Source organism: Pontibacter rufus, from assembly GCF_015694705.1.
Lineage (GTDB): Bacteria > Bacteroidota > Bacteroidia > Cytophagales > Hymenobacteraceae > Pontibacter > Pontibacter rufus.
Map to the genome: position 1 here is coordinate 863,953 of NZ_JADQDR010000001.1, position 12,612 is coordinate 876,564.

Here is a 12,612-nt window from a genome sequence, read left to right on the forward strand (position 1 = left end):
AGTATAAATTACAGTTTCGCCAGTCCGCCTAAAGCTATACTTTTGTACAAACCTTAGCCCGCCCTCCTTATGACCAGAGAAAAACTTTTCGAGCAGATACTACTAAAGAAATCCTACCTGTGTATCGGCCTCGACACAGACCCGCAAAAACTGCCGCAACACCTGCTGGACACTGAAGATCCGGTATTTGAGTTTAACCGCCAGATAATTGAGGCAACTGCCGATCTGTGTGTGGCCTACAAGCCGAACATTGCTTTCTATGAAGCACAGGGCCCGCGTGGTTGGGTGAGTCTGGCCAAAACACTGGAGGTTATACCTGATGAGATTTTTACCATAGCCGACGCCAAGCGTGGCGATATCGGCAACACGTCGGAACTGTACGCGCGGGCTTTCTTTGAAAACATGAATTTCGATTCCATCACGGTAGCGCCCTATATGGGAGCCGATTCGGTGAAGCCATTTTTAGTGCAGCCGGGCAAGTGGGTGATTCTGCTGGCGCTTACCTCCAACCCCGGCAGCCAGGATTTCCAGATGCTGAAACTTGCTGATGGCAACGAGGAATACCTGTTTGAGCAGGTGTTGCGCACGAGCTCAGGCTGGGCTACGGCCGGGCAGATGATGTACGTGTTAGGCGCCACACAGGCCGAGTATGTGCAGCGCGTGCGGGCGCTGGTGCCGGAACACTTTCTGCTGGTGCCGGGCATTGGCGCGCAGGGCGGCAGCCTGGAGGAGATTTCGAGGCTGGGCATGAACCGGCAATGCGGGCTGCTCGTCAATTCATCCCGAGCCATCATCTACGCCTCCTCCGGTCCCGATTTTGCCAAAAAAGCCCGCAAAGCAGCTCTGGCGGTGCAGCGTGAGATGGAGGTATTGCTGGAGGAACTGCTGGTGAAGTAAGGGGTTAGATAGCGTTGCTACTACTGTAAGATGCTATGTCTATATAGGAAATTAAATATTTTGTTAGTTAATAGCTGGGCTCTAAACAAACAATATGACCGATACAGTAGAAGAGTGCTTGAAAAGGTTAGAATGCTTTGAATCTAAAGTTAAACAATCCGCCATTGTTTTAATTCAATCGGGAAAGGGCATGTATGATTTAGATATTCTTGCTAATGCAGTTTTGAACAGAGCATTATCTACCATTAGTGGTTTTTTACTATTGACAAGAGCAAACAACTTCCATTGTGCAGCTCATTTAGTAAGAACTCATCTTGATACATATTTAAGATTCACCGGTGCATGGCTTGTAGAAGATCCACATGAATTCGCAAGGAATGTTCTTAAAGGTGAGCATATTAGAAACATGAAAGATAGAACAGGTGCGAAAATGACAGATATGTATTTAAAAACAAAGCTATCCCAAATACACCCTTGGGTTGAAAAAGTCTATGAAGAAACCTCAGGGTACATTCATTTAAGCAACAAGCATGTTTTTAACTCATCAATATTAAAAGATGAAAGTACTTCAGCATTTTCAATTAGTAGCGAAGACTTATTTGTGAGTGATAAATTAAGGATTGAAGCAACAGAACTGATGATTGAAATTACAAATTGTATCTGCCAATTTGTAAGTAGCTATAGCCTTGAGAAAGTTAATCAAAGTGATCTTGGTAGCAGAGAATAGCATCTACGTTGCCTACTTTCACTTTGTAGTAGCTACGCCACATTATAGTTAACTCAGTTACTTAATTATAAAAAGTGAGAGAACCTGGTCTTGTACTCTGACGTTTATGTAATAACTTTGTAATTACGTTAAAGTATCAGCTATGGAAGTTTCAATTATTCAGATAGGAAATTCAAAGGGGCTTCGGTTATCGAAATCAATTCTCGACAGGTACAATATCAAAGATAAGATTGAGTTGATTCTGGAGAAAGGGCACATCATTCTAAAACCAGTTGAGCACCCGAGACAAGGCTGGGACATAGCATTTAAAAAAATGCATGACAACGGCGATGACCAACTTCTGCTGGATGATGTGTTTGGCGATGAAAGCTTTGAAGAATGGAAATAAGCCAGTATGAGGTTGTATTGGTTAATTTAGACCCGACCATCGGAAGTGAGATACAGAAGACAAGGCCTTGTGTTGTGATTTCGCCCGATGAGATTAACCATAACCTGAGAACCGTAGTAGTTGCGCCGATGACGACAAAAAGTCGTAATTACCCGACCCGCGTGAAAGTGAAACATAATAACCAAACCGGCTGGGTAGTTCTAGACCAGATTAGGACAATTGATAAAGTCCGCATCGTGAAAGCTTTAGGGCAACTAAGTTCTGCAGAAGCCGAGACCTGTAAGCAGGTCATAAAAGAAACTTTCGTGGACTAACTGAAAGTTACGACAAGTAACCCGATGAATGCTTAACCGTCCTTTCGCTATGGGCGGCGCTTGTACGTAGCCGTTATAAACGTGAATCGCACACGCCTCTTTCCGTGCTCAAACAAAATATAAACCAATGAGTAACAACGACATATTACGCCAGATCAGATATACCTTTGATTTCAGTGATTCCGAAATGATAGAACTGTTTGGTCTGGCGGGGCAGCAGGTAACGCGGGCGCAGGTCAGCGATTGGCTGAAGAAAGAGGAAGATCCGGCGTTTCAGGAACTGGATGACGAGCACCTTGCGGTTTTCCTGAACGGCCTGATAAACAGCAGGCGGGGCAAAAAGGAAGGCCCGCAACCCGCACCGGAAAAGCGGTTGAACAACAACATCATCTTCCGGAAATTAAAGATTGCCTTAAACCTGAAAGACGAAGACATCTTGGAAATATTGGAGATGGTGAACTTTCGCTTAAGCAGACATGAACTAAGTGCGTTTTTCCGAAACCCCAGCCAGAGCCAATACCGCGCCTGTAAAGACCAGATATTACGAAATTTCCTGCACGGCATGCAGCTAAAATACCGTGATAACGCAAGTTGAAAGATGAACCTTTATGGTGTAAAAGCCAGCTCTGCCAATGGAGCTGGCTTTTCTTGATTTTATGCCATTATTTATACATCTTCACTTTTCCTAATCTGCACAGCAGCAAAGCTATGAAAGAAGATTTCCTGCACTACATCTGGCAGCATCAGTATTTCGATAAAACGCACCTGTCTACCACGGCCGGCGAGCCGGTGCAGATGCTGCGAACCGGGTTCTACAACACCGATGCCGGCCCAGACTTTAAAGAGGCGCTGCTGCAGATAGGAGAGGTGGAGTGGTCGGGCAGCGTGGAAGTTCACCTGAAAGCCTCCGACTGGTACTGCCACCAGCATCAGCAGGATTTAAAGTACGACCAGGTGGTGCTGCACGTAGTATGGGAGGCCGACAAGCCCGTGCTGCACATCGACGGAACGCCGGTGCCAACGCTGGAACTGAAAGGGCGCATCAACCTGGCGCTGCTGCATACTTATGAGCAACTGCAGCAATCCCGGCATGCTGTTCCGTGCGCTCCATTCTGGCCAAGCATAAACGAGATAACTAAAACCATGATGCTGGAACGGGCACTGGTAGAGCGGTTGGAAGCCAGGGGCGAAGAAGTGCTGAAGTTCTATACAACAGGCGGCAACGATTGGGAACAGGCAGCTTACGGTGTTTTGCTCCGTGGTTTCGGCTTTAAAACAAACCAACAGGCATTTGAATTGCTGGCAAAAGCGCTGCCGCTGACAGTGGTGCGGCGGCACCGGCACAACCTGCTGCAAGTAGAAGCATTGTTGCTGGGCCAGGCCGGTTTCCTGACAGCGCCGGAGGATGACTATACGTTACAACTGCAGAAAGAATACAATTTCCTGAGCCATAAGTATGGCCTGCAGCCAAACGCCCTACAACGCCACCAATGGAATTTCCTGCGCATGCGGCCTGCCAATTTTCCGACGCTGCGGCTGGCCCAGCTCGCCGCGTTGCTGCACCGGTACCAGTCACTTTTTTCCGGCATCGTGGAGGCCGATAGTATAAAGCAGTATGAGGCGTTGTTCCGGGTTCCTGTTTCTGGATATTGGCAGGAGCATTATATGCCGGGGCGTTCGGCAAAAGTGGTTCAGCAAAGTATGGGCATAGGCAGCGCGCACAATCTCATTATCAACGTGGCGGTGCCGCTGCTCGCCGCCTACGCCATCCATAACGGCAACAAATTGTACCTCGACAAAGCCGTCAGCCTGCTGGAACTGGTGAAAGAGGAAACAAACAAGGTAACGCGTTTGTACGAAGAACTTGGCTGGAAAACGAAGAATGCGGCTGGCAGCCAGGCAGCCCTTGGGCTTTACAAATACTACTGCCAGCCTGTAAACTGTATGCGCTGCGCCATAGGCAACAAAATCATGAAACAAAACAGCGCCACCGCGTGAGTATATTTCTATACTTACTGAATGCGGGCATTTTGCTGGCGCTGGTATGGCTGCTCCGGCAGCAAAGCTGGGCGCAGGCGCTGCAGCGATACTTCTATCCGGCTTTGTTCCTGAAATTGCTGTGCGGCGTGTTGCTGGGCTTGTTATACTTTCATTATTACGGCGGCGGCGATACCATTGCTTACTACAACGGCTCGCTTATACTTACTGATCTTGCCCGCAACGATGCCGCAGCCTATATCCGGTTGCTTTTTTTTAACGAATTTGGCAGCGAGGCTTTCCGCGCTTCCGTGCCTTTTTCGCGGTTGCCGGGCTTCACAAATTCTTTTTTCATGATGAAGCTGCTGAGCCTGCTCAATCTTCTCACCGGCAATTCATACTATCTCAACAGCTTATACTTCTCGCTTTTCAGTTTCTGGGGAGCCGCAAAGTTAGCGGCTGTTTTGGTGCGGGTTTTCCCTACGTATAAAAGTGCTGCCGTGGTGGCTTTCCTGTTTTTCCCATCCGTGGTTTTCTGGAGTTCCGGCCTGCTGAAAGATGCTGTTTTATTTGGCAGTATGTGCTGGGTAACCTCGTTTTTCCTGATGCTGGCGCACAAGCAAAAGCTGCCTGCTACCACGCTGGCGCTTGCGCCGGTTATAATTTTGCTTTTCTGCCGGATTAAGTTTTTTCTGGCGCTTATGCTGTTGCCGTTGTTGCTGTTATACCTGCTGGTAAAGTTGCTGGCAAAGTATAGTCACTATTTTCAAAGTAGCTTGCGGCAGGTATGGCTGATGACTGTTGCCATTGTGGTTTTTGGGTTGGCCGGAGCGTTAGCCTTTAAAGTATACGCGGATGGCTTTTTCTATACTAACCTGGTGGAGAGTTATGAACATTTGCTGGCACTGTCGCAGGGAAAGCCGCACATTGCATATCATACTTTAGCGCCAACCATGCGGAGCTTTGCCGTTAATGCGCCTAAAGCAATTTTTAACGCTATTTACAGGCCTTTTATAGGGGAATCAGGTAACTGGCTGTTTGTGCTCCTGGCTTTAGAGAACTTTGTGTTGCTGCTACTCAGTGTATTGGCTGTTGGTGCGGCATGGCGCGGTAAAAGACCAGAAGTGAAGACAGACCACGTACTATTTGTAGCCATTGTATTAGCATTTGCCGTTATATTCGGCCTCAGCACACCTAATTTTGGCACTCTGAGCCGCTATCGGATTGCATTTCTGCCTTTTCTGGTATACCTGCTTTTGCAAAACAGGTACGCGCAGCAGCTGCTTGCAAAGCTCAGGTTGCAGTCCTGATCTCCGGCTTTCCAACTCGCGCGCTTTTTCGTACCTTTGCGCCTGAACTGAAGTATAAAATCAGCCCTGACCAGGTACAATGCATTAGTTATCAGGTATAATAAATACAAAGGCCTGTATCTGATGTCTTCATACTTGTGTCCTTTTACTTAAAATTATGCAAAACCCTGTAATTATACTTGGCGCCCAAAAGCTGGGCACCGCTGCACTGGATATTTTCAACAGCAACGAGGTGGTTGTGTATTGCTTTCTGGAAGATAACCAAAAGTTGCAACAGCAGGAAGTAAACAATGTGGCCGTGATGAGCAGCACCGAAGACAATGAGTTCCTGAAACTGATTGGCACCAAGTGCGATGTGTTTGTGGCTGTGGAAGACGCCGCCGCACGCAAAGGCATGATCAAGCTGCTCAAGGAAGAGTACAAAGCCGTTCCGGTAAATGCCATCCACCGTTTCAGCGCTGTGTCGGAGTTTGCGTGGCTGGGCCATGGTAACCTGATAGCTGCCGGTGCCGTGGTAAACAGCAATGCTAAAATCGGCAACAACTGTCTCATTCATTCCAATGCCGTTGTAGATTCGCAGGCTGAATTGGCCGATTTTGTACAGGTAGGTGCCGGCGCGATTATTAATTCAGAGGTGATGGTGGAGGAAGGCGCCTTTATCGGAACAGGTGCTGTGGTGGTATCCGGCGTTAAGATAGGCAAAAACGCACGCGTGGGTGCCGGTGCCGTAGTAGTAGCCGATGTGCCCGCCAAAGCCACCGTATTCGGAAACCCCGCCGCGCCCATCAAGTAAACTTTTATGCTTGCTGCAGCTGTTAGAGGATAAATTGCTAAATGGTTTATTCTAACCATTTAGCAATTCAACCACCACATTGAATAAAATTATACTTTGCTATGACTGCTCCAATTCAATATATTATCGACAATGACGGGCATAAAAAGTCTGTGGTTATCCCTTTTGAACAATGGGAGGAGTTAAATCAGCGGTATGAGAAGCTGAATAACAAAGTTCAGGTGCTGACGGGTATTGCCAAAGCAGTAAAAGAAGTTAAGAAAGCCCGGGAAATGGGTAAACCATTGCAAACGTTGGCTGATTTTCTGAATGAAAGTAGAGGTTAAGGTTACCAGCAACTTTAAGAAGCAGGCGAAACCTCTGTTAAAGAAATACCCTTTATTGATAAGTGAATTAGATAAACTGGAAAATGAACTCACTAAAAATCCAAAACTTGGAAAACCGTTGGGGAGTGATGCTTATAAAATAAGACTTTCAATTAAAAGTAAAGGCAGAGGTAAAAGTGGCGGAGCAAGAGTAATCACGCATATTGAAAGCGAAATAATAGGTGTAATCGAACAGGTGGAAGAGGCATTTACTGTAAACCTGCTTACTATTTATGATAAATCAGATACAGAATCTATAACTGATAAAGAGTTAAAAGGACTTATTAAGAACATCAGGTAACCATTTATTCAACCATCAACAACACTTAGCCGAAACTGAACAAATCCGAACAGCTACATAATATAGCTGTTCGGATTTGTCGTTTAGGCGGGTTCTGCGGCAAGTGGCGAACAGCAATTGTTCTATGTTGTTTGGAAATTGTTTTCCTGAAGTTTTCCCGAAAGGCGGTCGAATATGCTCTCTGATGCGGTGTTTAGTTCTTCCAGCCTGATTTCTTCTGCGTAGCGCTCTGCCATGGATATGGAAGACCAACCCATCAGCTGTTGTACCTGCCAAAGGTCTTTCAGGGTTTTAAAGGCAGCATCGGTAAAGCTCCGTCGCGCCATGTGCGTCGTAATGTGTGGCAATTTATAACGGTGCGAGATGCCCTTCAGTGCTGTATTAATATGGTCTTTTACATCTTTCAGGGTGTCGTACTGCTGGGTAGCTGTGAGGCTGGGGAAATCTTCCGGCAGCCATGGCAGCACATAGGTTCCCTGGCGTGGGTATTGAGCCAGGATGCCATTGATCATCTCATTGCGGGGCACAGTCTTCCACTTAGCACTGCGTTTGCCGGGCAGGTAAGAAACATATTTCTCTGTTACTTTAACCCATTCCAGCTTTACTACTTCTGAGATGCGTCCGCCGTGCAGCAGGAACAGGAGCAGGAAAGTATTGCGGGCATGATGCCATTCCGGTTTATGGGTAAGGTCGATGTCCAGCAGGGAAAGGATTACTTCTGCCTCCGGGCGCGCCTGTTTTTTAGGGGGCACATATAGATCCAACCCGGCAAAGGGGCTGCGGCCAGGTGGCAAAGCGCCTTCCTGAATACCCTGCTCAAAGGCATTGCGCAGCGCACTTATGTATATCTTAATGGTTTTAGGACTAAACCGCCTGGCATCAGAGTGCTTGCGTGTTTGGGTGCGCAACCACGCCTCATAAGAGGCCACAAAGGCCGGGGTAAGAATCCGCGCATCGCGCAGGTCTGTGGCGGCAAATTCTTCAAGTCGCATCAGCGAAAACCTGAGCTGCTCTGCATAAGAGATGCGGCCGGCGCTCCTGTAGCGTAGTTCGAGCGCTTTAATAAAGCCGACGAAGCTGGTCGGGTTCTCTTCTGCAGGCGGGTTCTCGTACAGCTCTTTTATCTCTTTGGAGGTGCAGGCAGGATGCTGCAGAGCCAGCACTTCCAGTCTATCGAGGGCCGCTTGTATCTCCTCGTTGTACGTGTTGCATTTACGATGGCCTTTTATCCAGTTGCGCTTCCGGTAATCATGTTTGAGGTTCCACTCGCTTTTGCGCTCATCGCCATTTACCCGGATACGGATGCCCAGGTTAAGGTAGGCGTGTCGGCGGTTACGCGTTATGCGGATGCGTACCGAGGTAGTGCCGTCCGCATTGGGCTTGTCTTTCGGTTCTACTTTAAAGCTGGCGGCGGCCATAGTTAAGATAAAGGGAGGTTAGCGCCTCCCCTTTTTGTTTGTTTAGATTAATTAATTTTCCTTTCTGAAACGCCGGATGTCCACTTTTAAGTATATTTCTTGCTCGCTTCCTCCCTCTTGTATTTTCGTGTTTTTTAACTCCCTGCGCCACGTCATTGTGCTATCGGTTATGGCGCTTATTTGCCATTGCGTGTTAGAATACTCAATATAAGATTTGCCATCTTGTTTAGCGATGTGATAAACACTAAGGGGGTCTGTATATATGTCAGGGAAGTCGTATGCGCCTCCTCCCAGAGAGCGCTCTCCTTTATAGATAAAATGCCCATCAAATCTATATCCTTGCTGTACCGGCGTGGGGTTCCCGTTATATATATCAGCAAAATCCGGATCTGGCGAAGTATCTCCTTCATGTGGATACCATTCAGTTTCTTCTTCATAATTCAGCCAGTCTCCTAATATCTGTTCTTCAACAGGATTTTCAGGCATGGGCATGTCTACATCATCTTCGGGAGTGCAGGCAGAAAAAAAGAGACACAAGAGCAGAGGGAGTGATAGTAAATGCTTTTTCATGGTTAAGTTTATTTTAGTGAAAGGAATTGTTTCATAAGTCGTGTGAGGCGGAGTGATTATGTTAGTTATAATGAAACTACTTTTCTAGTCGGGTAAGCGTATTTAAAAGCTGCTCGCTGTAATCATAGATGTTGTCAATAGTTTCAATTTCTACTCGTGTTTCTTTATTCCCATCTTCCATTAACCCTAAGTATTTTTTTGTCCCATTCAGGTGAAGCCGGCAAATGGGTTTTCTATTATTATCATCCAGCAAAACACTTAGATATCGTACTGTATCTCTATAGTGCAGCCTTGAACCATTTATTTTGGTGCGGAGAATGGACTTCACAATAAAGAAAGCTTCCTGCTCCAACTCCGTAAACTCCGTCTTTGGCTCATCTTGTGGCTGTGAGGCGTTTGGCTCTGGCATCTGGGCAGTTTCCTGTTTAACAGTGTCAGCCTCATTTGAGAGGGCCGTTTTCAAACGATCACTGATTAAGTCACTGACATACTGCTGCAGCGACTTCTTCACCAGAGGGCCGAACTGTTCAAGCACCTTAGCGGTCATCATGCCGGTGTGGATGTGTTTGGCGAAATAGCGGACAAATGTCTCTGAAGGGTTTGCGAATTCTGCTGCTATAATTTTCTTTATCTCCCGCGTATACTTTAACTCACTGGCAGCACTAAGAATCTGATCTACATCAAAGGCGCTGTTCTGGTATTTCTTCAGCTCGAATACCGCAGCTTCATTCATATCTGTAATATTGAACTCCCAAAATGGCTTATTGTCCATTTTATTGGGCTCCTCTAAATCGGTATAGAACCGGTAAACTATGCCATTAGTCAGGATGCCGAAGCGGGTGCTGCATACATGAAAATAGCGGTGCAACTGCGAGTTGTGCACGTTCAGTTCCTCTTTCCAGTGCTTGCATTCTACTATAATAATGGGCTGGCCATCCTTTTGTATACAGTAGTCTACCTTTTCGCCTTTCTTAATGCCCAGGTCTGCTACAAATTCCGGGATTACCTCAAGTGGGTTGAAGACGTCATAGCCCAACGCGGCGATAAAGGGCATGACGAAGGCGTTTTTAGTCGCCTCCTCAGTTTGGATGGAGTCTTTCAGGCGGGAAACCTTTTCTCCGAGGGCTTTGATTACGTCAATAAAATCCATGTAGAAGTTTGTCTATAGTTGAAGTTATATTATTTAATAAGTAATTTTTTTAGTACTTGAAGTAGTAGGACTGATGCATGAGAAGACCTTACTACTTGCACATGGATAAGCCCTTTTGAATAATCTCGGAGGGCACAGGAATTTTTGTTCCTACTATTTCAGGATTATCTCGCCAGATTTCTTCATAGGTCTTAGTAGTTATATCTGTTCTTTTTGATTCAACCTGTCCCATTGCTCTTCCATTTAAAGCATAAATGTTTCCTTCTGATTTTATGAACACTGCGGTACCATCACAAAAGACTTCTACTTCTTCCGTTGTAAAGGGCCATTCTTCACCAAAGTCTGAAGCTTGAAATATATTTTCTTTTTTTTCAGGTAAAGAAGCCATAGAACCTGTCATGTTTTTCTCTTCATCAGAACACATCTGCATGATAAAGAGAAACAGAACAACCGCTGCTACTATTTTAAAAATGGTTTTCATAATATAGCTTGTTAGTTCCGACTTTTAACTTCTTGATATTTGGAGTCTTTAAAAGGATAAATGTTAATGTAATTAGAGTCGAAGGTAGCCGAAGCAACAAAATGGTCAGCTACTTTAATGTATTCATCACCCTCAAGCGGGTACTTCAATACCAACTGAGTAACGCGTGGATCATCATAAACATTGATATTACACTTCAGGCAATTCTCTTCTCTGAATTGCTTAATGAAGTCGGTTATATAAGCAGTGTCAATAGGAGCACCGCTTTTAATTTCCTTTGCCCATAAATAATAGTTTTGCACTGCTGCATTATGATTGGTGGCTAGTACCTCATAGGAGGCAGAGTCTAATTTCTCTGATTCTTCTTCGGCGTAACTTTTAGAATCTGTACAACTAGCTAAGGCCAAAGCCAGCATTATAAGTAATTGTGTAAACTGTGTTTTCATAAGCGTAATCTATAGGCTGAATAAATAGTAATTTTCTAATTTTTCGTAAGTAAAAGCCCGGCTTTTGTTTTAAAAGCGTTGTATTTTACCGCTAATACGCTAATTTCTTTAGCACTTTCACGACCAAAAATAAGAGCCGCACATCTTCTTACTGCACTAGGAATGGCAGCTGGTTTTGTGTATCATAAGTTTAGAAGAGGGTCAATGTCGGCTGCCTTACTGAATTCCTTTATGTACCAGTAAGTAATGTATCCTTCGTACCCATCTGCCGTCCTTACCTTAGCGCATCTTCCCTTACTGTCATACAATTCCACATTCAACAATATAACTTTATCCCCATTCAGCAATGTTCCGACTTTATTGTACTTGTAGATTTGCCAAAGAGGAACCTCTAAATACTCCATGCTTGCAGGATCCCAACTGTTGATAGTCACGGTTTTCCCTTTATAAGTTTCACCTAGATCAGTTAAGACAGAATTCAAATTTAAGCCAGATTCCAGTGCTTCACTTTCTGCGACAGAGTCTTGATAATAAAAGTAAACACCTGTGATAAAATCAAATGCGAAGTAGACAGCAACCAGGGTACCTACAACAATCAGAGTAGTTTTAACAGTCTTCATGCAAGTCTATTTATAATTAATAAGCAATATCCTTCAACACCTTCACCACTATAAACAGGTGCTTTACATCACTTTTGTTAATTTCAAAGTCCTCGAACTCCTCACGATTGTGGCTCCGCAGATTCCATTTGTCTTGAGTTGACCCAACACGGATATACTTCACCATCGACTGCTCCCCTGTAATGATCACGTATGCTTGTCCAGGCGGCACCACATTCAAGTTTTCCACCCTGCGGATAATCATGGTGTCTCCATTATTGATATAAGGAGCCATGCTTTCCCCCTTCGCTCCTACGCCGATGAGGCCTTTAGCGCTTGCTGTGTCTTCCAGGTGAATCCATCCTATCAGTGGTATGTTGTCATTGGCCTCGATAAACCGCTGCACATTTCCCGCTGTGATTTCAATCTCATAGAGCGGGATGGCATTCTTAGGTAGTTTGCCTTTCTGTGCTTCTTCATTTGAAATTACTTCCGAATGGGTTTCTTTGTCCGCCTTTCCAGGATAGGTTGAATTATTTTCGGCTACACCGGATTTAAAGCCCACTTCGATCTCATCTCCAGACTGTACCTCTCCATTAAAAATCCACTCTGCTGTTACCTCTGAAAAAGTCTCAATTATCTTCGCAATTATTTCATAACCTGGCTTGCTTTCCCTTCCACCAGGCAGCATAGAAGCAATTGACGTGTGAGAAACACCTATTTGCTTAGCAAATTTTGAAGTATTACCCCCAGAATAGGTTTTTACAAGGTACTCAATCCTTTCGTTTACAGTCATTTATAATATAATTTAAATAATTGCGTAATATTTTACGCTTTTGTTTGACTGTTATTGAAACAATTGCGTATATTTGTAAA

At 45.2% G+C, this 12,612-nt stretch carries 17 protein-coding genes; 10 read left to right on the forward strand and 7 right to left on the reverse strand.

The window, feature by feature from the left end:
* Positions 1-69 precede the first annotated feature (69 nt).
* The 10 genes from pyrF (at position 70) to I2I11_RS03955 (ending at position 7,072) form a co-directional block, all read left to right on the forward strand.
* Positions 70-897: an orotidine-5'-phosphate decarboxylase gene (pyrF, locus tag I2I11_RS03910; protein ID WP_196266322.1), complete on the forward strand. Its 828-nt coding sequence runs from the start codon at positions 70-72 to the stop codon at positions 895-897.
* Positions 898-991: 94 nt separating this feature from the next.
* Positions 992-1,624, forward strand: coding sequence for a hypothetical protein (locus I2I11_RS03915; RefSeq protein ID WP_196266323.1), 633 nt, complete (start codon positions 992-994; stop codon positions 1,622-1,624).
* 142 nt (positions 1,625-1,766) lie between these two features.
* Positions 1,767-2,012 carry an AbrB/MazE/SpoVT family DNA-binding domain-containing protein gene (locus tag I2I11_RS03920; RefSeq protein ID WP_196266324.1) on the forward strand — a complete coding sequence of 82 codons (246 nt, stop codon included), beginning with the start codon at positions 1,767-1,769 and terminating at the stop codon, positions 2,010-2,012.
* On the forward strand, positions 2,003-2,326 hold the full coding sequence (locus I2I11_RS03925; protein ID WP_196266325.1) for a type II toxin-antitoxin system PemK/MazF family toxin: 324 nt from the start codon (positions 2,003-2,005) through the stop codon (positions 2,324-2,326). Before I2I11_RS03920 ends, I2I11_RS03925 begins: the two co-directional genes overlap by 10 nt.
* 127 nt (positions 2,327-2,453) lie before the next feature.
* Positions 2,454-2,921, forward strand: coding sequence for a YehS family protein (locus I2I11_RS03930; protein ID WP_196266326.1), 468 nt, complete (start codon positions 2,454-2,456; stop codon positions 2,919-2,921).
* A 113-nt stretch (positions 2,922-3,034) separates the two neighbouring features.
* On the forward strand, positions 3,035-4,324 hold the full coding sequence (locus tag I2I11_RS03935; protein ID WP_196266327.1) for a DUF2851 family protein: 1,290 nt from the start codon (positions 3,035-3,037) through the stop codon (positions 4,322-4,324).
* Positions 4,321-5,613 carry a hypothetical protein gene (locus I2I11_RS03940; protein WP_196266328.1) on the forward strand — a complete coding sequence of 431 codons (1,293 nt, stop codon included), beginning with the start codon at positions 4,321-4,323 and terminating at the stop codon, positions 5,611-5,613. The genes I2I11_RS03935 and I2I11_RS03940 overlap by 4 nt, the downstream gene beginning before the upstream one ends.
* Before the next feature lie 157 nt (positions 5,614-5,770).
* A complete protein-coding gene (locus I2I11_RS03945; protein ID WP_196266329.1) occupies positions 5,771-6,406 on the forward strand; it encodes a NeuD/PglB/VioB family sugar acetyltransferase in 636 nt (211 codons plus the stop codon).
* Positions 6,407-6,507: 101 nt separating this feature from the next.
* Positions 6,508-6,732, forward strand: coding sequence for a hypothetical protein (locus I2I11_RS03950; protein ID WP_196266330.1), 225 nt, complete (start codon positions 6,508-6,510; stop codon positions 6,730-6,732).
* Positions 6,716-7,072: a type II toxin-antitoxin system RelE/ParE family toxin gene (locus I2I11_RS03955; protein WP_196266331.1), complete on the forward strand. Its 357-nt coding sequence runs from the start codon at positions 6,716-6,718 to the stop codon at positions 7,070-7,072. The genes I2I11_RS03950 and I2I11_RS03955 overlap by 17 nt, the downstream gene beginning before the upstream one ends.
* 122 nt (positions 7,073-7,194) lie before the next feature.
* On the opposite strand, the gene I2I11_RS03960 is transcribed toward I2I11_RS03955, so the two are convergent.
* The 7 genes from I2I11_RS03960 to I2I11_RS03990 form a co-directional block, all read right to left on the reverse strand.
* On the reverse strand, positions 7,195-8,490 hold the full coding sequence (locus tag I2I11_RS03960; protein WP_196266332.1) for a tyrosine-type recombinase/integrase: 1,296 nt from the start codon (positions 8,488-8,490) through the stop codon (positions 7,195-7,197).
* Between the two features lie 51 nt (positions 8,491-8,541).
* Complete coding sequence (locus I2I11_RS03965; RefSeq protein ID WP_196266333.1) at positions 8,542-9,060, reverse strand: hypothetical protein; 519 nt, start codon at positions 9,058-9,060, stop codon at positions 8,542-8,544.
* Between the two features lie 76 nt (positions 9,061-9,136).
* The gene (locus tag I2I11_RS03970) at positions 9,137-10,210 is read right to left on the reverse strand and encodes a type I restriction endonuclease (RefSeq protein WP_196266334.1); all 1,074 of its coding nucleotides are present in this window, start codon (positions 10,208-10,210) and stop codon (positions 9,137-9,139) included.
* A 91-nt stretch (positions 10,211-10,301) separates the two neighbouring features.
* Complete coding sequence (locus I2I11_RS03975) at positions 10,302-10,691, reverse strand: DUF2511 domain-containing protein (protein WP_196266335.1); 390 nt, start codon at positions 10,689-10,691, stop codon at positions 10,302-10,304.
* A gap of 11 nt (positions 10,692-10,702) precedes the next feature.
* Positions 10,703-11,137, reverse strand: coding sequence for a hypothetical protein (locus tag I2I11_RS03980; RefSeq protein WP_196266336.1), 435 nt, complete (start codon positions 11,135-11,137; stop codon positions 10,703-10,705).
* A gap of 182 nt (positions 11,138-11,319) precedes the next feature.
* A complete protein-coding gene (locus tag I2I11_RS03985) occupies positions 11,320-11,757 on the reverse strand; it encodes an SH3 domain-containing protein (RefSeq protein WP_196266337.1) in 438 nt (145 codons plus the stop codon).
* 16 nt (positions 11,758-11,773) lie between these two features.
* Positions 11,774-12,532, reverse strand: a complete 759-nt coding sequence (locus I2I11_RS03990) for a S24 family peptidase (RefSeq protein ID WP_196266338.1) — start codon at positions 12,530-12,532, stop codon at positions 11,774-11,776.
* Positions 12,533-12,612: the final 80 nt, after the last annotated feature.